Annotated in this window: 18 protein-coding genes and 2 pseudogenes; 16 read left to right on the top strand and 4 right to left on the bottom strand. The window is 41.5% G+C overall.

Going from position 1 to position 26,469, the window contains the following annotated elements:
- Positions 1-240: 240 nt before the first annotated feature.
- The 12 genes and pseudogenes from ADH31_RS10380 to pyrE form a co-directional block, all read left to right on the top strand.
- Positions 241-391: pseudogene (locus ADH31_RS10380) on the top strand (YSIRK-type signal peptide-containing protein); the annotation flags it as partial.
- A gap of 224 nt (positions 392-615) precedes the next feature.
- Positions 616-6,733, top strand: a pseudogene (bgaA, locus tag ADH31_RS06060) (LPXTG-anchored adhesin/beta-galactosidase BgaA); the annotation flags it as partial.
- Complete coding sequence (locus ADH31_RS10375; protein WP_414716739.1) at positions 6,709-7,278, top strand: SIALI-17 repeat-containing surface protein; 570 nt, start codon at positions 6,709-6,711, stop codon at positions 7,276-7,278. The pseudogene bgaA and the gene ADH31_RS10375, both read left to right, overlap by 25 nt.
- 768 nt (positions 7,279-8,046) lie before the next feature.
- Positions 8,047-8,634, top strand: coding sequence for an ABC transporter ATP-binding protein (locus ADH31_RS06050; RefSeq protein WP_049509570.1), 588 nt, complete (start codon positions 8,047-8,049; stop codon positions 8,632-8,634).
- Positions 8,635-8,637: 3 nt separating this feature from the next.
- Positions 8,638-9,822: an ABC transporter permease gene (locus ADH31_RS06045; RefSeq protein WP_049509568.1), complete on the top strand. Its 1,185-nt coding sequence runs from the start codon at positions 8,638-8,640 to the stop codon at positions 9,820-9,822.
- Positions 9,823-10,028: 206 nt separating this feature from the next.
- Complete coding sequence (locus ADH31_RS06040; RefSeq protein WP_049509567.1) at positions 10,029-10,730, top strand: ABC transporter ATP-binding protein; 702 nt, start codon at positions 10,029-10,031, stop codon at positions 10,728-10,730.
- Position 10,731: 1 nt separating this feature from the next.
- On the top strand, positions 10,732-13,437 hold the full coding sequence (locus ADH31_RS06035) for an ABC transporter permease (protein ID WP_049509565.1): 2,706 nt from the start codon (positions 10,732-10,734) through the stop codon (positions 13,435-13,437).
- A gap of 95 nt (positions 13,438-13,532) precedes the next feature.
- Positions 13,533-14,885, top strand: a complete 1,353-nt coding sequence (murD, locus tag ADH31_RS06030) for a UDP-N-acetylmuramoyl-L-alanine--D-glutamate ligase (RefSeq protein ID WP_049509563.1) — start codon at positions 13,533-13,535, stop codon at positions 14,883-14,885.
- Position 14,886: 1 nt separating this feature from the next.
- Positions 14,887-15,945 carry a UDP-N-acetylglucosamine--N-acetylmuramyl-(pentapeptide) pyrophosphoryl-undecaprenol N-acetylglucosamine transferase gene (locus ADH31_RS06025; protein WP_049509561.1) on the top strand — a complete coding sequence of 353 codons (1,059 nt, stop codon included), beginning with the start codon at positions 14,887-14,889 and terminating at the stop codon, positions 15,943-15,945.
- A gap of 9 nt (positions 15,946-15,954) precedes the next feature.
- On the top strand, positions 15,955-17,265 hold the full coding sequence (locus ADH31_RS06020; protein ID WP_000031182.1) for a cell division protein FtsQ/DivIB: 1,311 nt from the start codon (positions 15,955-15,957) through the stop codon (positions 17,263-17,265).
- Positions 17,266-17,505: 240 nt separating this feature from the next.
- On the top strand, positions 17,506-18,201 hold the full coding sequence (pyrF, locus tag ADH31_RS06015) for an orotidine-5'-phosphate decarboxylase (RefSeq protein ID WP_001209285.1): 696 nt from the start codon (positions 17,506-17,508) through the stop codon (positions 18,199-18,201).
- 39 nt (positions 18,202-18,240) lie between these two features.
- On the top strand, positions 18,241-18,873 hold the full coding sequence (gene pyrE, locus ADH31_RS06010; RefSeq protein WP_000170886.1) for an orotate phosphoribosyltransferase: 633 nt from the start codon (positions 18,241-18,243) through the stop codon (positions 18,871-18,873).
- A gap of 62 nt (positions 18,874-18,935) precedes the next feature.
- On the opposite strand, the gene ADH31_RS06005 is transcribed toward pyrE, so the two are convergent.
- The 4 genes from ADH31_RS06005 to ADH31_RS05990 are packed head-to-tail and all read right to left on the bottom strand — an operon-like array spanning position 18,936 to position 21,897.
- A complete protein-coding gene (locus ADH31_RS06005; RefSeq protein WP_000771284.1) occupies positions 18,936-19,802 on the bottom strand; it encodes a cysteine ABC transporter substrate-binding protein in 867 nt (288 codons plus the stop codon).
- Positions 19,803-19,820: 18 nt separating this feature from the next.
- The gene (locus ADH31_RS06000; protein WP_000005002.1) at positions 19,821-20,579 is read right to left on the bottom strand and encodes an amino acid ABC transporter ATP-binding protein; all 759 of its coding nucleotides are present in this window, start codon (positions 20,577-20,579) and stop codon (positions 19,821-19,823) included.
- Positions 20,580-21,257: an amino acid ABC transporter permease gene (locus tag ADH31_RS05995; RefSeq protein WP_049509559.1), complete on the bottom strand. Its 678-nt coding sequence runs from the start codon at positions 21,255-21,257 to the stop codon at positions 20,580-20,582. It lies immediately after the preceding gene.
- Entirely contained in the window at positions 21,217-21,897 is a 681-nt protein-coding gene (locus ADH31_RS05990; RefSeq protein ID WP_000384100.1) for an amino acid ABC transporter permease, read from the bottom strand. Before ADH31_RS05990 ends, ADH31_RS05995 begins: the two co-directional genes overlap by 41 nt.
- Before the next feature lie 217 nt (positions 21,898-22,114).
- On the opposite strand from ADH31_RS05990, the gene lctO reads away from it, so the two are divergent.
- From lctO to ADH31_RS05970, 4 genes are all read left to right on the top strand, one after another.
- Positions 22,115-23,251 (top strand): L-lactate oxidase, encoded by a 1,137-nt coding sequence (gene lctO, locus ADH31_RS05985; protein WP_049509556.1) that lies wholly within the window; start codon positions 22,115-22,117, stop codon positions 23,249-23,251.
- Positions 23,252-23,419: 168 nt separating this feature from the next.
- Positions 23,420-23,815 (top strand): CopY/TcrY family copper transport repressor, encoded by a 396-nt coding sequence (locus ADH31_RS05980; RefSeq protein ID WP_049509555.1) that lies wholly within the window; start codon positions 23,420-23,422, stop codon positions 23,813-23,815.
- Between the two features lie 10 nt (positions 23,816-23,825).
- Complete coding sequence (locus ADH31_RS05975) at positions 23,826-24,197, top strand: cupredoxin domain-containing protein (protein WP_004252344.1); 372 nt, start codon at positions 23,826-23,828, stop codon at positions 24,195-24,197.
- Positions 24,198-24,206: 9 nt separating this feature from the next.
- The gene (locus tag ADH31_RS05970) at positions 24,207-26,429 is read left to right on the top strand and encodes a heavy metal translocating P-type ATPase (protein WP_049509553.1); all 2,223 of its coding nucleotides are present in this window, start codon (positions 24,207-24,209) and stop codon (positions 26,427-26,429) included.
- The last annotated feature ends 40 nt before the right edge of the window (positions 26,430-26,469 follow it).

The following is a 26,469-nucleotide window of genomic DNA, read 5'->3' as shown; positions in this document are numbered from 1 at the left end:
ATCGAGACTTTGTCTATCGATTTCTGTCCCACCGCCTTTTTTAATAAAATCATTTACTAAATGTACATTCAGATTTTTAAACTTTTCTACAAATTATAGAAAAAAGAATCAAAAGTATGATTTTTATGCTGGCAGTATTGAAGTTTCTTATATTATTTTATAAAATAGAAGCAAAATACTACTGAAAAAGTAGAGCGCTTACACAAAAATGGAAGCGGTTACGAATATAAGGAGGATCTTATGGGAAAAGATCAATGGAATCGAAAAAGAGTGTATAGTATCCGAAAATTTACCGTTGGAACTTGCTCTGTAGTCATCGGTACTTGCTCAGTCTTATTTGGAGCAAGTGTGGCTAGTGCAAGCTCAGTTTCAGCTGATGAAACTCCAATTGCAGTTGCTACAGAAAAAGTAGGGGATGAGTCTCATAAAGAGGACCTTGGCGAAACAAGAAGTCCAGAACAGCCAGCATCAATCGAATCAGTTGCAAGTAAAGTTGCTACTCCAGTTCATGAAGCTGAAAAAGCACAGGACGATCAAACTGTACAATCAGATTCTGATAAAAAAGAGGATTCCATCTTAGATAAGAAACCTCAAGCAATTACTCAAGACCAATCTTCTCAAACGGAAAAACCGGACCTAAAACCGGCTACCAGTGAGGAGGTAAATCAATTGGTTGAGGACCGTAAAGTAGAATTTAACCAAAACTGGCATTTTAAACTCAATGCTAATGCCAAAGACGCCATCAAACCAGATGCAGATGTATCAAGCTGGAAGAAATTAGACCTTCCTCATGACTGGAGTATCTACAATGACTTCGATCATGATTCTCCTGCCCAAAATGAGGGTGGACAACTCAATGGTGGTGATGCTTGGTATCGCAAGACCTTTAAACTAGATGAAAAAGACCTTAATAAGAATGTTCGCCTGGTCTTTGACGGAGTTTATATGGATTCGCAAGTCTATGTAAACGGCCAGCTAGTTGGTCACTATCCAAATGGTTATAACCAATTCTCTTATGACATCACTGATTATCTCAATAAAGACGGTCGTGAAAATGTCGTAGCTGTACATGCGGTTAATAAACAACCAAGTAGCCGTTGGTACTCAGGAAGTGGTATTTACCGGGATGTTACCCTTCAAGTCACAGATAAGGTTCATGCTGAGAAAAATGGAACAACTATCTTAACACCAGACCTTGAAAAACAACAAAATGGTAAGGTTGATACTCATGTAACAAGTAAGATTGTCAATACAGATGACAAAGATCATGAAATTGTTGCTGAATACCAAATTATCGAACGAAATGGTCAGGCTGTAACGGACGTGGTTCGTACAGATAGACAAGTCTTGAAAGCTCATCAATCAACTAGTCTAAATGCTATTTTGCAAGTTGAGAAACCAAAACTTTGGACAGTTCTTAACGACAAGCCTGCCCTTTATGAGTTGGTGACTCGTGTTTATCGTGATGGTCAATTGGTAGATGCTAAGAAGGACTTGTTTGGTTACCGTTACTATAACTGGACACCAAATGAAGGATTCTCTTTGAATGGTGAACGCATTAAATTCCATGGAGTTTCTCTTCACCATGACCACGGAGCTCTAGGGGCTGAAGAAAATTATAAGGCAGAATACCGTCGTCTGAAACAAATGAAGGATATGGGTGTGAACTCTATCCGTACAACCCACAACCCAGCTAGTGAGCAGACCTTGCAGATCGCTGCCGAGCTTGGTTTGTTGGTGCAAGAAGAAGCCTTCGATACTTGGTACAGTGGGAAGAAACAGTATGACTACGGACGTTTCTTTGACAAAGACGCCACTCACCCAGATGCTAAAAAAGGTGAAAAATGGTCTGACTTTGACCTACGTACAATGGTCGAGAGAGGCAAGAACAACCCTGCTATCGTCATGTGGTCTATCGGTAATGAAATCGGTGAAGCAGACGGTAAGGCTCGTTCTCTAGCGACTGTAAAACGCTTGGTGCAAGTGATCAAGGCAGTTGATAAAACACGCTATGTTACTATGGGAGCAGATAAGTTCCGCTTTGGTGATGGTAGTGGTGATCATGAAAAGATTGCAAATGAACTTGATGCGGTTGGATTTAACTATTCAGAAGACAATTACAAGAAGCTTCGTGCGAAGCATCCAAATTGGTTGATTTACGGTTCAGAAACTTCTTCTGCAACTCGTACTCGTGGTAGCTATTTCCGTCCAGAAAGTGAGCTAGTTCATAGCAACCAAGCTTACCGTCATTATGAGCAATCAGACTATGGTAATGACCGTGTTGGTTGGGGTAAAACAGCCACTGCATCATGGACTTTTGACCGTGACAATGCTGGTTATGCTGGTCAGTTTATCTGGACAGGTACCGACTATATCGGCGAGCCTACTCCATGGCACAACCAAAACAACACACCAGTTAAGAGTTCTTACTTTGGTATCGTAGATACAGCTGGAATTCCTAAGAATGACTATTACTTGTACCAAAGCCAATGGGTTTCTGCTCAGAAGAAACCAATGGTTCACCTCCTTCCTCACTGGAATTGGGAAGATCCTACTCTGAAAGCAAATGTAGCGGACGCAGATGGTAAGATTCCTGTTCGTGCATTTTCAAATGCTGCCAGTGTGGAACTGTTCTTGAACGGTGAATCTCTAGGTAAGAAAACCTTTAACAAGAAACAAACTAGTGATGGCCGTACTTACCAAGAAGGTGCCAATGCCAAGGAACTTTACCTTGAGTGGAAGGTTGCTTATCAACCTGGAACCTTGGAAGCAGTAGCTCGCGATGAGGCTGGTAATGAAATCGCTCGTGATAAGGTTACGACTGCTGGTGAGCCTGCAGGTGTTCGCCTAGTCAAAGAAGAAAATGCTATCGCAGCTGACGGAAAAGACCTTACTTATATCTATTACGAAATTGTTGACAGTAAAGGTAACGTAGTTCCTACAGCCAATAATCTTGTTCGCTTCCAGTTGCATGGACAAGGTCAGATTGTCGGTGTGGATAACGGTGAACAAGCAAGCCGTGAACGTTATAAAGAGCAAGCTGACGGTTCATGGGTTCGTAAGGCCTTCAATGGTAAGGGTGTTGTCATTGTCAAATCAACTGAGCAAGCTGGTAAATTTACCTTGACTGCTCATTCTGATCTCTTGAAATCTGATCAAACTACTATCTTTACAGGTAAGAAAGACCAAGCTGAAAAAACAGTTTTGGGTACAGAAGTTGCTAAAGTCCGTACTGTTATCGGGCAAGCACCAAAAATGCCTAAGAAGGTTGCATTTATCTACAGTGATGGTAGCCGTACAAAACTTCCAGTAGAATGGTCAGCAGTTGATGTCAATGAACCAGGAATTGTGACTGTTAAGGGAGTAGCAGATGGACGAGACGTCGAAGCGCGTGTTGAAGTCTTGGCTCTCGAAGCAGAATTACCTGTAGTCAAGAGAATCGCTCCAAATACAGACCTAAATTCAGTTGACAAATCTGTTTCCTACGTATTATCAGATGGTACTGTAGCAAGCTATGATGTTAATAAGTGGGAAATTGCAGCTGAAGACCAAGCTAAACTAGCAATCCCAGGCTCTCGCATCCCAGCAAAAGGTATTTTAGAAGATGAAGAAATCGCTGCGACCTTGGTAGTTGCAGAAGGGGAAGCTGCTAATCCAGTAGTTCCAAGTGTAACTGTAGCAGATCAAGCGGTTGAAGGTCTTTCAACTGACCAACCTGTAAAATACCACAAGCTTGCTTATGGAGCAGCCTTGCCAGAGGTCAAAGCTACAGCTGAAAATGCTCAAGTGACAGTTATTCAAGCTAATGAAGCAAATGGTATGCGTGCAAGCATCCATGTTCAACCAAACGATGGTGGCCCACTACAAACCTATGCTATCCAATTCCTACAAGAAGCTCCACAAATTGAACGTTTGATCCTAGAAGTTGAAAATGCAGCTACTTTGAAAGAGGACCAAACAGTCGGTATCAAGGTCTTGGCTCACTATCAAGATGGTACTCAAGCAGTCTTGAAGGCTGACAAGGTTAGCTTCTCAACTACAGGTGAAGGAGATGTAGCCGTTCGTAAAGGTATGCTTGAATTGCACAAACCTGGTCAAGTAACTCTGAAAGCTCAATTTGAAGGAGCAGAAGGCCAGATTGACTTGAACATTCAAGCAAATACTGAAGATAAAGTCGTCCAAGCCATCCGTCCAGTTAGTGTCGTGACAGGTTTGAACCAAGAACCAAGTCTACCTGCTACTGTAACTGTAGAGTATGACAAAGGATTTCCGAAGGTTCACAAGGTGACTTGGCAAGCAGTTGCTAAGGAAGACCTTGCTAAATACCATAGTTTTGAAGTCCTAGGTAAAGTTGAAGGAATCGAGAAAGAAGCTCATGCTAAGGTATCTGTCGAAGGTATCATTGCTGTCGAAGAAGTGAGCGTAACTACTCCAGTTGCAGAAGCTCCTCAACTACCAGAGAGCGTTCGTACTTACCACTCAAATGGCCAAGTCTCTTCAGCTAAAGTAACTTGGGACGCAATTGAACCAAGCCAATACGCACAAGAAGGCAAGTTTACTGTGACAGGACATGTCGAAGGTACTCAACTACCAACTAAACTTCATGTTCGTGTGTCTGCTCAGACAGAAACTGGTGCTAATATTTCTGACCAGTGGACTGGTTCAGAATTGCCACTTGCCTTTGCATCAGACTCAAATCCAAGTGACTCAGTAGCCAATGTCAATGACAAATTGATTTCTTATAACAATCAACCAGCAAACCGCTGGACAAACTGGAACCGTACAAGTGAAGCATCCGTAGGAATTCTCTTTGGTGACTCTGGTATCATGTCTAAACGTTCAGTGGATAACCTCAATGTAGCCTTCCACGAAGACCACGGTGTTGGTGCACCTAAATCCTATGTCATAGAATACTATGTCGGTTCAGAAACTCCAACAGTTCCTAAGAATCCAAGCTTCGTAGCACGCGAAGACCATGTCTTTAATGACGATAAAAACTGGAAAGAAGTAACAAATCTCAAGGCTCCAGATCAAGTCAGAGCTGGAGAAATGACCCACTTTAGCTTTGATAAAGTCAACACTTACGCAGTTCGTATCCGCATGGTTAGACCAGATGGTAAATGGGGTACTTCTATTACAGAAATGCAAATCTTCTCTAAACAAGTAGCTGCAGCTAAGAATGCTCAAGCAAAAATCCAAGTAGATGGAAAAGATTTGCCAAACTTTAACCCAGGCTTGACTGACTACTATCTAGAAGCAAGCCAAGGAAAAGCTCCAGCTGTTACAGCAAGTGTCACTGAAAATGGTATTGCAACAGTTGTACCAAGCGTAGGTGAAGGAGATCCAGTTCGTGTTGTTGTCAAGGCTGAAAACGGAGATATCCTAGGTGAATACCGCCTACACTTCACAAATGATAAAGATTTGCTCGCAAGTAAACCTGTTGCTGTTGCCAAATCATCTCGCTTGGTTGCTAAAGGACAAACTCTTGAGCTACCAGCAAAAGTTCCTGTTTACTTCACAGGAAAATCTGACTATGAAGTCAAAGACTTGGCTGTTGACTGGGAAGCAGTCCCAGCAGAGAATCTAACAAAAGCAGGTGAATTTACAGTTCATGGTCGCGTTTTGGGTACTGATTTAACTGCTGAAGTGGCTGTTCGTGTAACAGACAAACTCGGAGAAAATCTTTCAGACAACCCAGACTTCGATGATGATAGCAACCGTTCATTTGCCTCAGCAACTAACGATATTGATCCAAACTCTCATGACCGTGTAGATTATGTTAACGATGGTTCAGATGATGAAACCCGTCGTTGGACCAACTGGTCTCCAACTCCATCTGAAAATCCAGAAGTTTCAGTAGGGGTTATCTTCAGAGAAAATGGTAAGATTGTTGAACGTACAGTAGCGGAAGGAAGCATTCGCTTCTTTGCAGATGGTGGAACAGACGCCCCTTCTAAACTCGTCCTAGAACGCTATGTGGGACCAGAATTTGATTCACCAGAATATTACTCTAACTACCAACCATACGATCCAGAACATCCATTCAACACTCCTTCTAACTGGGAGAAAGTTGAATACCGTACGGATCAAGAGGTTCAAGCAGGAACTGACATCCATGTAACCTTTGCACCAGTCAAAGCTAAAGCTATGAGATGGCGCATGGACAGAAAAGCAGACAAGAAGGGTGTGGCTATCACTGAAATGGCCTTTATCGCACCAAGTGAAGCACCAAAAGACAATACAGCTTCTAAACTTCTAGTAGATGGTAAAGAGCTTGCTGACTTCTCTGAAGCTCGTGTGGATTACCAAGTAACCTATAGTGGAAACCGTCCTAAAGTGACAGTTGAAGCTGGTGAAAACGTAGCGGCAACAGTTGTCGATAGTGGGGACGATAAACTTCCAGTCTTGGTACGTCTCGTTTCAGAAAGTGGTAAACACATCAAGGAATACCGTATCCAATTGACCAAAGAAAAGGTTGAAACTGGAAAAGTTGCCCCAGCTGTTCAGGAAGAGATTCCTAGCCTAGAAGTGGTAGAAGAAGCTCTCAGCTTCAAGACAGTGAAGAAAGAAGATCCAACTCTAGCAGAAGGTGAAACGCGTGTAACTCAAGCAGGTCGTGAAGGTAAAGAACGTATCCTGACTGAAGTAGCACTAGATGGAAGCCGTACTGAAAAACTTCGCGAGACTATTGAAGCACCACAAGATGAGATTGTCTTAGTCGGAACTAAGAAAGAAGTATCTGGTAAAACAGATCCAGCTATCCATGAGGTTCCAGAATTTACAGGCGGTGTCAATGGAGCAGAAGCAGCTGTTCATGAAGTCCCAGAGTACCCAGGAGTCATTGGCACAGCAGGTGATGAGCCAGCACCAGTAGTAGAGGTTCCAGAATTTACAGGTGGTGTCAATGGGGCAGAAGCAGCTGTTCATGAAGTACCTGAGTTCACTGGTCATGTAAATGGTTCAGAAGGAACTACCCACCAAGTTCCACACTTTGAAGGTGGCGTTCCTGGTGGAGAAGGAACTAGTCACCAAGTACCAGAATTTACTGGACGTGTGAATGGTTCAGCCCCAACTACAGGTGAAACACCAGCATACAGAGATGAGCAGTCACAAGTAGCTCTTGCTATGTCACAAGACAAGACCTACCAAGCGCCTGCAAGTCGTCAAAATATCCTCCCTGAAACAGGTACTAAGGAAAATGCAACCCTTGCAACAGCAGGTGTTGTAGGAGCACTTATTGGTCTCTTTGCAATGGGAAAGAAAAAAGAAGACGAATAAGATGATGTAAAAGCATCTAAGTCATAGAGATTGGACTAAGAGACTAATCTCGACAATAAAAAGCGGACAAAACTAGTTTTCTGATTTACAGAGGCTGGTCTTGTCCGCTTTTTTGGCTCTTTGTCAACTGTAGTGAACAACAAAAAAGTATAATACTCTTCGAAAATCTCTTCAAACCGCGTCAACGTCGCCTTAATTACCTTTCAATTGACAACAGGTTCCCTTGAAAATATTTAGTCAGCTAAATCAAGGCTAGTCTTAGCCTAAGCCATTTTGTCAAATGAAATCACATCTCATATTACCTCTAAGCTAGTTAAACAATTTTAGTTAAAGAAAGTATTATTAGCTAACTTCAATTTAGAACTTTCATATAACTTCTAAGTGTTATATATTATTAAAACCAATGGGGAACTGTTGCATAAAAATGAGAAAAACGATATAATGAAAGTGTTTTCAACGCTAATGATATAAATGCAATGAAAAATATGAAAAGTCAGTCAAAGTCGTGTTATTAGCTAGTTTGTTATGAATTGGTCTTTTCAATCCAGTGTATCTGTTGTGACAGTCACTAAAAGTTATCGGTATTATTGGAATACCTACTATAAGTCTAGTATGAATTACCACAGACGTATCTATATTAACATATGGTAGCGATATCGTTATGAAGTATAAAGTAGGTTCTGGCTGGAATTTCTATCGTTATGAGTTCATAAACTACTACAGCGGAGACTTTTAATCGTTAAAGAGTGAGAAAAAGGAGGGTTTGATATGTTAAGGCTTACTCATGTTACCTTAAAAACGCGACAAGTTATCTTACAAGATGTAGATTTCACCTTTAAAAAAGGCAGGATTTATGGAGTTCTTGCTATCAATGGATCTGGAAAGACGACACTGTTCCGCGCCATTAGCAACTTAATTCCCATAAGTAGTGGAAATATTACAGTCCCTCCTTCTTTATTTTATTATGAAAGTGTTGAATGGCTGGATGGAAACTTAAGTGGGATGGACTACCTTCGCCTTATCAAAAACATCTGGAAGTCAGGGCTGAACTTGGGGGATGAAATTGATTACTGGGAAATGTCTGACTATATCAGTCTTCCCATTCGCAAGTATTCCTTAGGCATGAAGCAACGATTGGTGATTGCCATGTATTTCCTCAGTCAGGCGAAATGCTGGCTTATGGATGAGATTACAAATGGCTTAGACGAGTATTATCGACAGAAGTTTTTTGATAGGCTAGCACAAATCGATAGACAAGAACAGCTGGTTCTTTTAAGTTCCCACTATAAGGAAGAGTTGGTTGATGTCTGCGATAGAGTAGTAACCATTCATCAGGGGCAGATAGAAGAGGTTTAGTTTATGAAAGATGTTAGTCTATTTTTATTGAAAAAAGTTTTCAAAAGTCGCTTAAACTGGATTATCTTAGCTTTATTTGTATCTGGACTCGGTGTTACCTTTTATTTTAATAGTCAGACTGCAAACTCCGTCAGCTTGGAGAGAGAGTTGGAAACTAGTCTTGTAGACCGTGAGAGAGTCATCAATGGATATGAAGAGAAACTCTCCCAAATATCTGACACCAGCTCGGAGGAATACCAGATTGCTGAAAGTAATTTAGAATTGCAAAAAAATCTTTTGACTCAAAAGAAAGAAATTCTGGCTTTGTTAAAAGAAGGACGCTGGGAAGAAGCCTACTATTTGCAGTGGCAAGCTGAGGAAAAGAGTTATGAAATTGTATCGAAGCAACCGACTTCTAGCTCTGACTTTAAAATGGCGGTTGACCGCGAACGAAAGACTTACCAAGCCCTATATCCCTTGAACATAAAAGCCCACAATTTAGTTTATCCGACCCACGGGATTGATCAGATTGTCTGGATTTTAGAGCTTATCATCCCAAGCTTGTTTGTGGTTGCTATTATTTTTATGCTAACACAACTTTTTGCAGAAAGATATCAAAATCATCTGGACACAGCTCAGTTATATCCTTTTTCAAAAGTGGCATTTGCAATGTCTTCTCTTGGAGTTGGGGTGAGCTATGTGACCGTGCTGTGTATCGGAATCTGTGGATTTTCTTTTCTAGTGGGAAGTCTGATAAGCGGTTTTGGACAGTTAGATTATCCCTACCCGATTTATAACTTAACCAATCAAGAGGTAACTATTGGGAAGATACAAGATGTGCTATTTCCTAGCTTGCTCTTAGCTTTCTTAGCTTTTATCGTTATTGTGGAAGTCGTCTACTTGATTGCATACTTTTTCAAGCAAAAAATGCCCATCCTCTTTCTTTCACTCATTGGAATTGTTGGCTTATTGTTTGGTATCCAAACCATTCAGCCTCTTCAAAGGATTGCGCATCTGATTCCCTTTACTTACTTGCGTTCAGTGGAGATTTTGTCTGGAAGATTACCTAAGCAGATTGATAATGTCAATCTAAATTGGGGTACGGGGCTAGTCTTACTGCCTTGCACGATAATTCTTTTGCTATTGGGAATTCTATTTATCGAAAGCTGGGGAAGTTCACGAAAAAAGAGTATGTTAAATAGGTGTTAGTTTTCATATTTCCACTTGATAACTACTTCATGCAAACAACAATAAGAAAGAACATCCGAATTATTGTTAGCTATAAAAAACGAGGGAAAACGAATATCAGAAGACTCTCAAAATATGAGCCAAAAAAAGTCATCATTAGATGGCTTTTTTGCTATTAAAAGAGTTATAATAAAGATGAAAATAGGGATAGAAGAGGAGGAGATAGGATGGCTTATATTGAAATGAAAAACAGCTATAAGAGGTATCATACTGGAGATACGGAAATCGTGGCCAATCGAGATGTCAACTTCGAGATTGAAAAGGGAGAACTAGTCATTATCCTTGGGTCATCTGGTGCAGGGAAGTCAACAGTTTTAAATATTCTAGGTGGTATGGATACAAACGATGAAGGGCAAGTCTGGGTTGATGGGACTAACATTTCTGACTATACATCCCATCAGAGAACTAACTATCGTAGAGATGACGTGGGCTTTGTTTTTCAATTTTATAACTTGGTTTCTAACTTGACTGCCAAGGAAAATGTTGAGCTAGCTTCAGAAATTGTTGCTGATGCTTTGGATCCTGAGCAGGTTCTCAAGGACGTAGGTTTAGGTCATCGTCTTAATAATTTTCCAGCTCAGTTGTCAGGTGGTGAGCAACAACGGGTATCCATTGCTCGAGCTGTGGCTAAAAATCCCAAAATTCTCCTTTGTGATGAACCAACGGGAGCTTTGGATTACCAGACGGGTAAGCAGGTTCTAAAGATTCTTCAAGATATGTCACGTAAGAAGGGGGCTACCGTTATCATTGTGACCCATAATGCCTCCCTAGCTCCTATAGCTGATCGGGTGATTCAGATGCATGATGCCAGTGTCAAGAGTGTTGTCCTCAATCCTCAACCACAGGATATTGATGATTTGGAGTATTGAGATGAAAAGAAAGACATATTGGAAAGACCTGCTCCAGTCTTTCACAGGTTCAAAGGGACGGTTTTTATCCATCCTAACTCTGATGATGTTAGGTTCTTTAGCCGTGGTTGGTCTCAAGGTTGCTAGTCCTAATATGGAGCGAACAGCTTGGGGTTATCTGAAAGAAACTAATGCGGCAGATATGACCGTGATAGCAGATTATGGTCTAGATCAGGCAGACCAGGAAGAATTGCAAAACAATACGGGAGCAGATGTTGAGTTTGGTTATATGACAGATTTGACTCTGGCAAATAGTGAAGATGCCATACGAATCTTTTCAAATACTGAAAAGATTTCAAAATTTCAAGTAACGGAAGGGCGTTTGCCTGAAAAAGAAGATGAATTGGCTCTAGCGGATTTTTGGAAAGATCGTTATCAAATTGGGCAAGTCATTCAGTTGAGTCAAAAGAAAGGCAGCAATTCTCAGTTGAAGCGGGATAGCTATACCATTACAGGCTTTGTCCACTCTCCAGATATTTTCTCAAAAACGGATATGGGGAGTTCAGCCAGTGGTAATGGGAATCTAGCAGCCTATGGTGTCGTAACTAGCGACAACTTTAATAGTCCTGTATACACGATTGCCCGTCTGCGTTTTGCTAGTTTAACAGATGTCAATCCTTTTTCAAGCGATTACGAAAAGAAGCAAGAGGAAGAAGAGGCAACTCTCAAGGAACTAGTTGCTGATAATGGACAAGCGCGACTAGAGAAAATGAAGAAGGAGGCTCAAGAGTCCCTTGATGAGGGCAAGAAACAATTAGACGAGGCAGAGACCAACTTGACAGCTGGCAAGAAACGCCTACAGGAAATCGAAACGCGTCTACAAGCTCAAGAAAATCAAGTGAGCCAACTACCAGAACCACAAAAAAGTCAAGCATCTAGTCAGTTAGGAGAAGCAAAAGAACAACTAAAGCAAGAAAAGGAAAAGCTAAGCCAAGCTGAAACGAATCTGGCGAGCGAAAAGGATAAATGGCAGGCTAGCCAGGATGAGGTCAATGCTCTAACAGAGCCAACCTATCATGTCTACAATCGCAAGAGTTCTCCTACTGGTCAAGGTTACCTCATGTATAGTAACTCGGCTATGAGTATTCGTGCCGTAGGGAATATCTTTCCAGTTGTTCTCTATGCCGTTGCAGCCATGGTTACCTTTACCACCATGACACGATTTGTAGACGAGGAAAGAACCAATGCAGGGATTTTCAAAGCTCTAGGATACCATAGCAAGGATATCATTGCTAAGTTTGTGATTTACGGCCTGGTTGCTGGAACTCTTGGAACCCTTCTAGGAATCTTGCTTGGGCATTACGTCTTGGCACCTACAATCTCTCATATTATCACTGAGCGAATGATTGTTGGAGAGAGTCAGCAGTATTTCTACTGGACCTATAGTTGCTTAGCTCTGGGTCTAAGCTTAGTGGCTAGTGTCCTACCTGCCTACCTTGTATCTCGCAGAGAGTTGCATGAAGAAGCAGCGCAATTATTACTACCTAAGCCACCAGTCAAGGGTTCTAAAATTCTCTTGGAGCGCATAACCTTTATCTGGTCACGCTTGAGTTTTACTCAGAAAGTGACAGCCCGCAACATTTTCCGTTATAAGCAGCGTATGCTGATGACCATTTTTGGAGTTGCTGGTTCAGTAGCCCTCCTCTTTGCAGGGCTTGGGATTCAATCCTCTGTGGTTGGCGTGGCAGACAGGCAGTTTAAGGATCTGCAACAATACCAGATGGTTCTCTCTGTCAATTCTCGAGCTTCTGATTCTGACAAGGCTAAGCTAGAGGAAAAACTGAAAAGTGATGAAGTTGAAAACTATCGTTTAATTTCTTCCAAACAGATTGAGGAAGACTATGCCGGTAAGGCTGGCGTTCAGACCGTGACCATGATGGTAACGGATCAAGATGACCTAGCTCCCTTTGTCCTCCTAGAAAAAAATGGGGAAAAACTGGGCTTGTCTAACGGAGTTGTCTTGACAGAAAAATTAGCCCAGTTAGCTGGAGTTTCTGTTGGTGACAACTTTACAATCGATGGGAAAACCTTTAAAGTAGGTGCTATTACCGAGCACTATGTAGGCCATTTTGTCTATATGAATCAGGCGACCTATGAGAAAATTTATGGTCAAACTCCTAAGATGAATACCTATCTAGTCCAACTAAAGGATAAAAGTGAAGTCAATACCGAGAGAGTTGCAGGAGAATTTATGGACCAGGCGGCTGTCAGTGGCCTCGTTCAAAATGCCTCCACCATTCAGCTCTTTGAAAGTTTTGCCAATTCTTTGAATCATACCATGGCGATTTTGGTGCTGGTATCGGTGCTACTGGCTATTGTGATTCTCTATAATTTGACCAATATCAATGTTGCTGAACGGATTAGGGAACTCTCAACCATCAAGGTTCTTGGTTTTCATAACAAAGAAGTGACCCTTTACATCTATCGGGAGACCATCATACTGTCACTAATTGGAATGATTGTAGGATTGGTATCAGGCTTTTATCTCCATCAATTTCTCATTCAGATGATCGCACCTGGAACCTTCCGTTTTCAACCAAAGGTCGGCTGGGAAGTGTATCTCATTCCAATTCTAGCTGTTAGTGTCATTTTGACCATTCTAGGATTTTTTGTCAATCATTATCTCCGAAAGGTGGATATGCTTGAAGCCCTCAAGTCTGTAGAATAGTTGGTCGAGGACAAAAACAAATAAGAAAGCCCTTTGTGGCTTTTTTATTTTCATAAAAATGGTAAAATAGTAAGAGTAGAAATGGAGTTCTAGATATGAAACGAATTGATCAATTTGAAAATAAGAAAGTATTAGTCCTAGGATTGGCAAAATCTGGTGAATCTGCAGCTCGTCTTTTGGACAAGCTAGGTGCCATTGTGACAGTGAATGATGGCAAGCCTTTTGAGGAAAATCCAGCAGCTCAGAGCCTTTTAGAAGAGGGTATCAAGGTTGTCACTGGTGGACATCCTTTGGAATTATTGGATGAAGATTTTGCTCTCATGGTGAAGAATCCAGGAATCCCTTATAGCAATCCTATGATTGAAAAAGCACTAGAAAAAGGCATTCCAGTCCTAACTGAAGTTGAGTTAGCCTACTTGATCTCAGAAGCTCCAATCGTCGGTATTACAGGTTCAAATGGGAAGACAACGACCACCACTATGATTGGAGAAGTTCTGACTGCTGCGGGGCAAAATGGACTTTTATCAGGGAACATCGGTTATCCTGCTAGTCAAGTGGCTCAAACTGCGACAGATAAGGACACGCTTGTCATGGAACTTTCCTCTTTCCAACTAATGGGAATCCAGGAATTCCATCCTGAAATTGCTGTTATCACTAACCTGATGCCAACCCATATTGACTATCACGGTTCTTTTGAAGCCTACGTCGAAGCCAAGTGGAATATTCAAAGCAATATGACAGCGGCTGATTACCTAGTTTTGAACTTCAACCAGGAATTGTCTAAAGAACTTGCGAAAAAAACAAATGCAACTGTAGTACCATTCTCAACACTTGAAAAGGTTGACGGAGCTTATCTTGAAGATGGTCAACTCTACTTCCGTGGTGAAAAAGTCATGGCAGCTGATGAAATCGGTGTTCCAGGTAGCCATAATGTGGAAAATGCTCTTGCAACCATTGCCGTTGCTAAACTTCGTGGTGTTGACAATGAAACGATTAAGGAAACCTTGTCAGCCTTTGGTGGAGTTAAACACCGTCTCCAATTCGTAGATGAAATCAAGGGTGTGAAATTCTACAACGATAGTAAGTCAACAAATATCTTGGCAACTCAAAAAGCCTTGTCTGGATTTGACAATAGCAAGGTTATCTTGATTGCTGGTGGTTTGGACCGTGGGAATGAATTTGACGAATTGGTTCCAGATATTACTGGACTTAAGAACATGGTCATCCTCGGTCAATCTGCAGAACGTGTCAAACGTGCAGCGGATAAAGCTAGTGTGGCTTATGTCGACGCGACTGATATTGCAGATGCGACTCGTAAGGCTTCTGAACTTGCGGAAGAGGGAGACGTTGTTCTCCTCAGTCCTGCCAATGCCAGCTGGGATATGTATGCTAACTTTGAAGTACGTGGAGATCTTTTCATCGACACTGTAGCGGAGTTAAAGGGATAATATGAAAAAAATAGTATTTACAGGTGGGGGAACGGTTGGACACGTTACCCTCAACCTTTTGTTAATGCCTAAGTTCATCGAAGATGGCTGGGAAGTCCACTATATTGGTGATAAGAACGGAATTGAGCATCATGAAATCCTCAAGTCAGGTTTGGACGTCACCTTCCATTCGATTGCAACTGGGAAATTACGTCGTTATTTCTCATGGCAAAACATGGTTGATGTCTTTAAGGTTGCTTTTGGAATTCTTCAATCGCTCTATATTATGCTTCGAGTTCGTCCACAAGCCCTCTTTTCTAAGGGTGGATTTGTATCTGTTCCGCCTGTTATTGCAGCGCGAGTATGCAGAGTACCAGTCTTTATCCACGAGTCTGACCTCTCTATGGGATTGGCCAATAAAATCGCCTATAAATTTGCGACTAAAATGTACTCTACTTTTGAGCAAGCGTCTAGCCTCACTAAGGTAGAGCATGTAGGAGCCGTGACCAAGGTTTCTGGTCCAGTTATGGAAGAACCTGAAGAAATGGTGGATATCCGAACTTCTTTCAACGACAAGTTACCAACTCTTCTTTTCGTCGGAGGTTCTGCTGGTGCGCGTGTCTTTAACCAATTAGTCACAGACCACAAGGAGGAGTTGACCAGTCGCTATAATATCATCAACCTGACAGGAGATGCTAGTTTAAATGAACTAAGTTCAAACCTCTACCGTGTTGACTATGCGACGGAACTCTATCAACCACTCATGAATCTGGCTGATGTGGTCATTACTCGTGGTGGTGCCAATACCATCTTTGAACTCCTTGCTATGGCTAAATTGCATGTCATTGTGCCACTGGGGCGTGAAGCTAGTCGTGGAGACCAGATTGAAAATGCAGCTTATTTCGTGAAGAAAGGCTATGCTGAGGAGTTGCAAGAGAGCGATTTGACCTTGTCTACTTTAGAAGAAAAAGTAAGCAAGCTTTTGACTCACAAAGAAGACTACCAGAGCACGATGAAGAATTCTCATGAATTAAAATCTGTGGCGGATTTTTATGCGCTACTAAAAAAAGATCTATCATAAGGAAAATCGATGTCAAAGGATAAGAAACAAGAGCCAACTCAAAGCAAGGAATTGTCAGAGTGGCAAAAACGAAATCAAGAATATCTTCAAAAAAAAGCTGAAGAAGAGGCCCAACTAGCCAAAGAAAAGGCCCAAGCAGATACCAATAAAAAAGAAGTTGCAAAAACTTTGGAAGAAGAAACCACTTTATCAGAGTGGCAGAAGCAGAACCGTGAATATCTGCGCAAAAAGGCTGAAGAAGAGACCAAGGAAGAACAAGAGTCAGACTTATCTGAAGATACTGAGGCAGAAGAGACCTCAGATTCTAATCCTGAAGAGCAGAAGGAGAGTGCAGAAGACCAGTCCTCTCCTGAGAATGAGGAGGAAACTACTGAGACAGAACAAGTAGAAGAAGAGGATGAAAAATCTGAAGAAACATCTAATGAAACAAAAGTAGAAGAAAAGAGATCTAAGTCTAAGAAAAAGATGGCCAAGCCTTCTATTCCAAGTGTTCATATCTGGCGTGCTGTTACGATTCTAATCCCAAGTTTGCTTGTCTTGATCTTTTCCATCTATCTTTTGACGCCTTACTCAACTCTGAAAAACATAGAGATTACTGGTACGGTAGAGACCAATGCAGACCAAATCAAAGAGGCTTCAGGGATTCGTGATAGTGACTATACCTTTGATCTGCTTCTCAATAAAGATAAACATGCTGAGATGATTAAGTCCAATCACTGGATTGAATCTGCTAGCATTCGCTATCAATTTCCGACCAATTTTACCATCCAGGTCAAGGAATACGGGATTGTAGCCTATTATGTTTCTGGAGAGGACCATTATCCGATTCTTTCTAGTGGGACGGTGGAAACCAGTCCAGTTAGTCTAGTCAGTCTTCCTGAAACCTATATGTCCGTACTCTTTAACGATGAGCAGCAAGTCAAAACCTTGATTGAACAACTGGCTGAAGTCAGCCCAGAGATTAAGCAAGCTATCAAAACGATTGAATTGGCTCCAACTAGTGTAACCAGCGATCTTCTCAAGATTACCATGTATGATACGGATGAGGTTTTGGTTCCTTTATCAGAACTAGGTAAAAAATTGCCTTACTATAGCAAGATTAAACCTCAATTAACAGTGCCAAGCGGTATTGATATGGAAGTTGGGATCTATAGTTATAGCTTGACGGATAAGGCTTTAGAAGAAGCAAGAATCAAAGCTAAAGAAGAGGAAAAGAAGAAGCAGGAAGAAGAAAAGAAAAAACAAGAAGAGCAAGGGAATCAAACTCAGAATCACACACAAACTCAAAATCAAACAACCCAACAATCACAGAGTCGTTAAGTTTGAGATGCCTCTATTGACTTGATGATGAGTCCTGTTTTCTACAAGTTCAATCGCTGGTTTTTACTTGACAAGTATCGCTTTAAATAATAGAATAGTAAAAAACCTTTAAAGCAGTCCAGAGAGGCAGCTAAGGTTAGACGGTGAAAGGGTGGAGACTACCCATTTTTCGTGGAACCTTGCTGTAGGCAGGTTCCTTTTTTCATACTCTCTTGCGAACAAAGGTAAAAGGAGAAAAGTATGCGCGAATCTCGTCCAGTTATTGCTCTTGATTTTCCAAGTTTTGAGGCAGTCAAGAAATTTTTAGCTCTTTTTCCAGCTGAAGAGAGCCTCTATCTAAAGGTAGGTATGGAGCTCTATTACGCCACAGGTCCGGAGATTGTTTCTTATTTGAAAGACTTAGGTCACAGTGTCTTTCTGGATCTCAAACTTCATGATATTCCCAATACGGTTAAGTCAGCCATGAAGGTTTTGTCTCATCTGGGTGTTGACATGACCAATGTTCATGCCGCAGGTGGTGTGGAGATGATGAAGGCTGCGCGTGAAGGTCTTGGAAAAGAAGCAAAATTGATTGCTGTTACCCAGTTGACTTCAACTTCTGAAGAACAAATGAGAGACTTTCAAAATATTCAAACCAGTCTTCAAGAATCGGTCATTCATTATGCCAAGAAAACTGCTGAAGCTGGATTAGATGGTGTGGTTTGTTCAGCTCAGGAAGTCAAGCTTATCAAAGAAGCTACCAACCAAGACTTTATCTGCCTGACACCGGGTATTCGACCGGCAGGGGCTGCAGTTGGAGATCAAAAACGAGTCATGACGCCAGCAGATGCTTATCAAATTGGTAGTGACTACATCGTTGTCGGTCGCCCGATTACTCAAGCCACTGATCCAGTTGCAGCTTATCATGCTATCAAGGATGAGTGGAACCAAGACTGAAATTAAAGAAATAGATTATAAAAACAAAAGGAGTAGACCATGACACTTGCTAAAGACATTGCCAGCCATCTATTGAAAATTCAAGCCGTTTACCTCAAACCAGAAGAACCTTTCACTTGGGCATCTGGTATCAAATCACCGATTTATACGGACAACCGTGTGACGCTTGCTTATCCAGATACTCGTAGCTTGATTGAAAATGGTTTTGTGGAAGCTATTAAGGCAGAATTCCCAGAAGTAGAAGTGATTGCAGGAACAGCGACTGCAGGTATTCCTCATGGTGCCATCATCGCTGACAAGATGAACTTGCCATTTGCCTATATCCGTAGCAAACCAAAAGACCATGGTGCTGGAAATCAAATCGAAGGCCGTGTAGCTCAAGGACAAAAGATGGTCGTTGTCGAAGATTTGATTTCAACTGGCGGTTCAGTTCTTGAAGCCGTAGCAGCTGCTAAACGTGAAGGAGCTGATGTTCTTGGAGTTGTGGCTATCTTCAGCTATCAATTGCCAAAAGCAGATAAGAACTTTGCGGATGCTGGTGTCAAACTAGTAACCCTCTCAAACTACAGCGAGCTCATTCACATAGCTCAAGAAGAAGGCTATATCACACCAGAAGGACTCGACCTCCTAAAACGCTTTAAAGAAGACCAAGAAAATTGGCAAAATGCTTAAGGTATATAAAAATCAGGTAGTCGCTAGGATTACCTGATTTCTTTTTGTGATTTCATTGGATGTTAGTCAACTTTTCCACCTTCAACAACCAGGTCATCTGCTTTAGCAGCATCACCGTAGGTTGGGTGAAGTGTTTTTTCGTAAGCCTTATGGAAGAAGTTTTCTTTACCTAATTTTTCGATTTCTTGGTTAATGTAGTCAAGTAGTTCTTGGTTACCTTTTTGAACTGCTGGTGCAATAGTATCTGGGTTACCTAGAGAGGTAATTCCTACTTCAAATCCCTTGTTTTCAAGTGCCCAAGCTAGGACTTCAGTATTGTCAGTAGAGAAGGCATCTCCACGTCCGTCAAGAAGGGCTTGGTAGGCATCGCTATATTGGTCGTATTTTTGAAGTTTTACTTCTGGGTGATTTTTCTCAAAGTAAGTTTCAGCAGTGGTTCCTTTTGTAACGATCAAGGTTTTACCTTCAAGTTCTTTAACGTCCTTGATGACTTTATCTTTTGGTGACACAACACCGAGAGAAACTTTCATGTAAGGAAGGGCAAAGTCAACTTGTTTCTTACGTTCATCAGTAACTGTGAAGTTGGCAAGGGTGATATCAACTTTATTTGAAATCAAGTATTCAGCACGGTTAGCTGCATCCACTGATACATATTTCGGTTTGACACCAAGGTCTTGTGCTAATTGGTTACCAAGTTCGATATCGTAACCTTGGTAAGAACCGTCGTTGTCAACATAACCAAACGGTTTCTTATCTCCAAATACTGCGATTCGAAGTTCCCCACTTTTCTTAATTTCATCAATGGTGCGAGCTTTGGCAGTTGCCTTCGTAGATGAAGCATCAGAGCTTCCGCCTGAACTACAAGCTGTGACAAAGATAAGCGCAAATGCTAGAGCAAAAACAGTTAGAATTGGTTTAAGTAGTTTCATAATAATCTCCTTTATTGATTATAGATATGAGCCAAACTGGCTAAAGTCAAAGACGTTTAAAAATTCTTGTGCTCGTTTGGTTTGTGGATTTGTGAAGAATTCTTGAGCAGTTCCTTCTTCGGCAATCTTCCCTTGGTCGAGGAAGATGATGCGGTCCGCAATGGCTTGGGCAAACTGCATTTCATGGGTTACCAGAATCATGGTACGCCCTTCTTGAGCCAAGTCATTGATAAGTTCCAGAACCTCACGCACCATTTCTGGATCCAGTGAAGCCGTCACCTCGTCAAAAAGAATGATTTCTGGATGCATGAGAAGGGCACGAACGATAGCAACCCGTTGTTTTTGTCCGCCGGATAATTGGCGAGCAAAGCTATGTTGTTTATCCAACAATCCTACACGTTCTAGTAACTGTAAGGCTTCTTGTGTTACTTCTTTCTTGTCGCGTCCTTGAGCCTTGATAGGGCCTAAGATAAGGTTTTGAAGGACATCTAAGTGAGGAAAGAGTTCGTAACTTTGAAAGACCATACCAATCTTTTGACGAACTAGGTGAAAATCTTTTTTATTTTCAACGATGGATTGACCATCCAGCAGGATATCTCCGCCTTGGATAGTTTCTAATCCATTGAGACAGCGAAGTAGGGTACTTTTCCCACAACCAGATGGTCCTAGGATGACGACAACTTCTCCCTTTTTGATATCTAGAGAAAGTCCTTGGAGGATAGGATTGTCTCCGAAGGATTTTTTTAGTTCCTTGATTTCTAAAATAGTTTCAGACATTTAATTCCTCCAATGTTTTTCTAAGTGAGTAGATAGTTTGGAAATAGGGAAGCAAACCGCGAAATACAAGACTAGGATGGTTCCATAAATCCAAAAGGAAGCTGTTGGGATCGTCAAACGATTGCTATCGATAATTTGTTGTCCAACCTTGGTAACCTCAACAACTCCAATCAAAACAACCAAGGAAGTCGTTTTAATCATCCGAGTGACAAGGTTGATGGCTTGTGGAAGTAATCTTCTCAAGACTTGCGGGATGATGATATGGTAGTAGAGTTGCACTTTAGTTAAACCAAGCGCTTGTCCGCTCTCAAACTGATGCTTAGGGAGGGAAGTGATAGCTCCACGAACCAAGTCTCCCATCTCAGCTGTACCCCACAGGGTAAAAACGATAATAGCAGAAGTCTCACCTGAGATATTGATATTAAAGTTTCGAGCCAAACCAAAGTAAACGATGAAGAGAAGCACTAGCTGAGGCATAATCCGGATAAATTCTAGATATAAGCGTGTCAAGAAGCGAATCACTCTAGAATGAGAAGTCATGATAATTCCCATCACCGTTCCGAAAATCATGGATAAGAAGACAGACAGGATTGAAATCCCAATCGTGACGCCCAATCCCTGTAAAATTCTCAGGAGATTATTTCCCTGAAAGAGTACTTGCATTCCCGAATCCTGCATGACGGAGCCTCCTTTCTATCCAACTAAAGACTAGTGAAATAGGTAGAAGCATGATAAGGTAAGCAACCACCAACATGGCTAGTGCGATATCTGTCTCATAGTAGAGTCCAATCAAATCCTTAGCAACATACATAAGGTCAGCAAGGGCGACTGCCGAAAAGACAGATGTTTCCTTGATGAGGAAAATAACATTGGCACTAAAGGATGGTAGAGCAACCGCTGTCGCTTGTGGAAGAACCACGTAGCGAAAAACCTGAAATGGAGTAAGCCCAATGGCTAAACCAATTTCATGCTGGGTTTGACTGACTGCTTCTAGCCCGCTTCGGAAGGATTCTGCCATGTAGGAACCACCTAAGAAGATGAGCCCGACTGTTGCACAGACTTCTGAAGAAAGAACAATCCCTATTCTAGGTAGGCCGAAGTAGAGAAAGAAAAGTTGTATCAAAAGGGGTGTATTTCGTGAAAGTTCGATATAGGCTGTTGCCAACTGGGAGAAAACAGGAAGGCGGTAATGCCGGATGACACTGACGATGAGCCCCAGCAAAAAAGAACCTAGAATTCCCCAAACTGCAATATGCAAGGTCAGAAAGAATGCCTTTTGATAGAGTGGTAGATATTGTTCAACAATGGACCAATCCAAAAGTAGAACCTCCCATCTAGGAAAATGATACAGTTATTGTAGCATTAAAAGAGAGCTTTGGATAATATGTATTTTTTATTGCCGTTATAAGGATTTTTTATCATAGACATAAAATTTCTGAAATTTCCAAACAAAATATTTGAAAAGTTTTGAAAAAAGAGTTAAGATGTTTTTGTAACATACAAAGTAAGCGCTTACTTATTAAGGAGGAAATTTTATGTCATTTAAAACAAGTAATGCAGAAGGTCATGTAGATTTCATCAATACCTATGATTTGGAGCCAATGGCGCAACAAGTCATTCCTAAAGCTGCCTTTGGTTATATCGCTAGTGGAGCAGAAGATACTTTCACTTTACGCGAGAACATCCGTGCCTTTAACCACAAACTCATTGTTCCGCATACTCTTTGCGATGTTGAAAATCCAAGTACAGAGATTGAATTTGCAGGTGAAAAATTGTCTTCACCAATCATTATGGCGCCTGTTGCGGCTCATAAATTGGCAAATGAACAAGGTGAAGTAGCTACTGCGCGTGGTGTACATGAGTTTGGTTCTCTTTATACAACCAGCTCTTACTCTACTGTAGATCTTCCAGAAATTACAGAAGCTCTTCAAGGGACACCTCACTGGTTCCAATTTTACTTTAGTAAGGATGACGGTATCAACCGCCATATCATGGACCGTGTGAAGGCTGAAGGGTATAAAGCGATTGTCTTGACAGCAGATGCTACTGTAGGGGGCAATCGTGAGGTGGACAAGCGTAATGGCTTTGTATTCCCAGTTGGTATGCCAATCGTAGAAGAATACCTACCTGAAGGTGCTGGTAAGTCAATGGACTTCGTCTACAAATCAGCTAAACAACGCCTGTCTCCACGAGATGTAGAATTCATCGCTGAATACTCAGGACTTCCTGTTTATGTTAAGGGACCACAATGCCGTGAGGATGTTGAACGTTCGCTTGCTGCGGGAGCTTCTGGTATCTGGGTAACCAACCACGGTGGCCGTCAAATCGACGGTGGACCAGCTGCCTTTGACTCACTTCAAGAAGTAGCAGAAGCAGTTGACAAACGTGTGCCAATTGTCTTTGACTCAGGTGTTCGTCGTGGTCAACACGTCTTTAAAGCCTTGGCTTCAGGAGCAGACTTGGTAGCTATTGGTCGCCCTGTTATCTATGGCTTGGCTCTCGGCGGTAGTGTCGGTGTGCGTCAAGTCTTTGAACACTTGAATGCGGAATTGAAGACAGTCATGCAATTGTCTGGAACTCAGACTATTGAAGATGTTAAACACTTTAAACTTCGTCATAACCCATACAACCCAACCTTCCCAGTTGACCCTCGTGACTTAAAATTGTATTGATAAAAAGATTGCCTCCACTTGACGTGGAGGTTTTTACTTGTGTTTTAAACACTTTTGTCATGAAGATTAAAAAAAGAGAAAGATTTGATTTTTCATAGTTGACAAATGTAGATTTTAAGAGTATACTGATACTTGTAATTGACAAATGTAGATTTTGGAGGTGTGCTGATGCAGATTTCGGATGCAGAATGGCAGGTCATGAAGATTATCTGGATGCAGGGAGAACAGACTAGTACTGATCTCATAAAAGTATTAGAGAAAAGGTTCAGTTGGTCCAAATCCACGATCCAGACACTCTTGGCTCGTTTGGTGGAAAAAGAATGTTTGACTCGGGAAAAGCAGGGCAAGTCCTTTACTTATTCAGCTCTTTTGACGCAGGAAGATAGTAGGAAGTTACTTGTCCAGGATATCAAAGACAAGCTTTGTTCTCGAAGAATAAAGCTCTTGCTAGCTGATTTGATTGAAGAATGTGACTTTACCCTAGCTGACTTGGAAGGCTTGGAAGAAGTGATTTCAAAGAAAAAAGCAAGTGCTGTAACAGAAGTAAAATGTAATTGTATGTGAAGGAGACGCTATGTTAAATCTATTTGTATCTATTGTTGTTTTAGGAATGATTGCTTTTATCCTCTTTTGGTTTTTCAAAAAACCGCAAGAAGATGCTAAGAGAGCCCAGCAAAAAAATGGCTATCAGGAAATTCGAGTGGAAGTCATGGGGGGCTACACTCCAGGAACCATTATCCTCAAAAAATCTCAACCTGCTCGCATTATTTTTGATCGAAAAGATCCTTCACCTTGCTTGGATCAAATCGTTTTTCCAGACTTTGGAGTGCATGCAGATCTGCCTATGGGAGACCAATATGTGGTTGAAATCACACCTGAAGAAGCAGGTGAGTATGGTTTCTCTTGTGGCATGAACATGATGCACGGTAAGATGATTGTAGAATAGGAGAAGAATATGACTGAAATTGTAAAAGCAAGCCTTGAAAATGGTGTGCAAAAAATTCGTATCACGGCAGACAAAGGCTACCATCCAGCCCACATTCAACTGCAAAAAGGGATTCCTGCTGAGATTACCTTTCATCGTGTGACACCATCAAACTGTTATAAAGAAGTTCTCTTCGAAGAAGAAGGGATTCTAGAACCAATCGCTCAAGACGAGGAAAAAGTCATTCGCTTTACGCCTCAAGACTTGGGCGAGCATGAATTTTCATGCGGCATGAAGATGCAAAAGGGGACCTACACCGTTGTTGAAAAAACTAAAAAGTCTCTCAGTCTTTTTCAGCGTTTTTGGATTACTAGTATCTTTACTGTGCCTCTTGTGATTCTCATGATTGGGATGTCTACAGGAGGAATTAGTCACCAAGTCATGCGTTGGGGCACCTTTTTAGCCACAACACCCATTATGCTGGTAGCTGGAGTTCCATATATCAGAAGCGCCTGGGCTAGTTTTAAAAAGCACAATTCCAACATGGATACCTTGGTTGCTCTGGGAACCCTAGTGGCCTATTTCTATAGCTTAGTTGCCCTCTTCACTGGTCTGCCCGTTTACTTTGAAAGTGCTGCATTTATCCTCTTCTTCATTCTTTTGGGAGCAGTTTTTGAGGAAAAAATGCGAAAAAATACTTCGCAGGCAGTCGAAAAATTATTAGACCTACAAGCAAAAACAGCAGAGGTTTTGCGTGATGATGTTTATGTTCAAATACCTCTAGAACAAGTCAAAGTTGGGGATCTCATTCGCGTTCGACCAGGTGAAAAAATAGCTGTTGATGGGATTGTCTTAGAAGGTGAAACGAGTATTGATGAATCAATGGTGACTGGGGAAAGTATTCCAGTCGATAAATCAGTTGGAGATGCTGTCATTGGTTCAACCATCAATAATAGTGGTACGATCATCTTTAGAGCTGAAAAAGTTGGTTCTGAGACTATGCTGGCTCAGATTGTGGACTTTGTGAAAAAAGCGCAAACGAGTCGTGCTCCTATTCAAGATTTGACAGACAAGATTTCTGGGATTTTTGTACCAGCAGTTGTCATTTTAGGACTTCTTACTTTTTGGATCTGGTTTGTTTTCTTAGGAGAAAGCTTTGTGACGTCGCTCCTCTATGGAGTAGCAGTTTTGATAATTGCCTGTCCTTGTGCACTAGGACTCGCGACACCGACAGCACTCATGGTTGGAACAGGACGAAGTGCCAAGATGGGGATTCTTCTCAAAAATGGTACAGTTTTACAGGAAATCCAAAAAGTCCAAACAGTTGTTTTTGATAAGACAGGAACCTTGACCGAAGGGAAGCCAGTGGTAACAGATGTTATTGGTGATGAAAGAGAAGTGCTAAGTTTGGCTGCTTCACTGGAAGATGTATCCCAACACCCGCTAGCTCAAGCTATTGTTAATCGTGCATCTGAACTAGGAATTAGCCTTTACCCTGTTGAAAACTTCCAAGCCTTACATGGAAAAGGTGTGACTGGGGATATTAATGGTAAACAAGTCTTGCTGGGGAATGCCAAACTCTTAGATGATCTTGCTATTCCACATGATTATCAAGAACGATTTGATTTGCTTGAGAAAGAAGCAAAAACAGTTGTCTTCCTATCCGTAGATGGTCAGTTAAAAGGCTTAATTGCCTTGCAGGATGTCCCTAAGGAAAATGCCAAAGAAGCTATTGCCAAATTGAAAAAACGTGGCCTTAGAACGGTCATGCTTACTGGAGATAATGCTGGAGTAGCCCATGCGATTGCAGAGCAAATTGGGATCGAAGAAGTGATTGCAAATGTCTTGCCAGAGGAAAAGGCACACGAAATTCACAAGCTTCAAAAGAATGGCAAATTGGCCTTTGTTGGAGATGGGATCAATGATGCGCCAGCCCTCAGTGTGGCTGATGTCGGAATTGCCATGGGCTCTGGGACAGATATTGCCATTGAATCAGCAGATCTTGTCCTTACAACCAACAATTTACTAGGATTGGCACGTGCTTTTGATATGAGTAAGAAGACCTTTAATCGTATTCTACTCAATCTTTTCTGGGCTTCTATCTATAACCTCATTGGTATTCCGATTGCAGCAGGAGTGTTTTCTGTTCTTGGTTTGGTACTCAATCCAGAACTTGCAGGATTGGCCATGGCCTTTAGTTCAGTATCTGTTTTAATTAGCTCTCTTATGCTTAATTTTACTAAAGTCGATTAATACTCTTCGAAAATCAAATTCAAACCACGTCAGCTTCACC

The sequence above is a fragment of the Streptococcus pseudopneumoniae genome, assembly GCF_001072375.1.
GTDB classification, from domain to species: Bacteria; Bacillota; Bacilli; order Lactobacillales; family Streptococcaceae; genus Streptococcus; species Streptococcus pseudopneumoniae_L.
The sequence above is the reverse complement of the archived record's forward strand: the minus strand, read 5'-3'. Positions and strand labels throughout refer to the sequence as shown.

Bases quoted from the DNA above. Each gene is read 5' to 3' on its own strand.
- ADH31_RS06025 (WP_049509561.1), top strand. From the start codon at position 14,887: ATGAAAAAAATAGTATTTACAGGTGGGGGAACGGTTGGACACGTTACC.
- ADH31_RS06035 (WP_049509565.1), top strand. From the start codon at position 10,732: ATGAAAAGAAAGACATATTGGAAAGACCTGCTCCAGTCTTTCACAGGT.
- ADH31_RS06000 (WP_000005002.1), bottom strand. From the start codon at position 20,579: ATGTCTGAAACTATTTTAGAAATCAAGGAACTAAAAAAATCCTTCGGA.
- ADH31_RS06020 (WP_000031182.1), top strand. From the start codon at position 15,955: ATGTCAAAGGATAAGAAACAAGAGCCAACTCAAAGCAAGGAATTGTCA.
- ADH31_RS05970 (WP_049509553.1), top strand. From the start codon at position 24,207: ATGACTGAAATTGTAAAAGCAAGCCTTGAAAATGGTGTGCAAAAAATT.
- ADH31_RS06040 (WP_049509567.1), top strand. From the start codon at position 10,029: ATGGCTTATATTGAAATGAAAAACAGCTATAAGAGGTATCATACTGGA.
- ADH31_RS05980 (WP_049509555.1), top strand. From the start codon at position 23,420: ATGCAGATTTCGGATGCAGAATGGCAGGTCATGAAGATTATCTGGATG.
- pyrF (WP_001209285.1), top strand. From the start codon at position 17,506: ATGCGCGAATCTCGTCCAGTTATTGCTCTTGATTTTCCAAGTTTTGAG.
- ADH31_RS06045 (WP_049509568.1), top strand. From the start codon at position 8,638: ATGAAAGATGTTAGTCTATTTTTATTGAAAAAAGTTTTCAAAAGTCGC.
- murD (WP_049509563.1), top strand. From the start codon at position 13,533: ATGAAACGAATTGATCAATTTGAAAATAAGAAAGTATTAGTCCTAGGA.
- ADH31_RS06005 (WP_000771284.1), bottom strand. From the start codon at position 19,802: ATGAAACTACTTAAACCAATTCTAACTGTTTTTGCTCTAGCATTTGCG.
- ADH31_RS05995 (WP_049509559.1), bottom strand. From the start codon at position 21,257: ATGCAGGATTCGGGAATGCAAGTACTCTTTCAGGGAAATAATCTCCTG.
- ADH31_RS06050 (WP_049509570.1), top strand. From the start codon at position 8,047: ATGTTAAGGCTTACTCATGTTACCTTAAAAACGCGACAAGTTATCTTA.
- lctO (WP_049509556.1), top strand. From the start codon at position 22,115: ATGTCATTTAAAACAAGTAATGCAGAAGGTCATGTAGATTTCATCAAT.
- pyrE (WP_000170886.1), top strand. From the start codon at position 18,241: ATGACACTTGCTAAAGACATTGCCAGCCATCTATTGAAAATTCAAGCC.
- ADH31_RS05975 (WP_004252344.1), top strand. From the start codon at position 23,826: ATGTTAAATCTATTTGTATCTATTGTTGTTTTAGGAATGATTGCTTTT.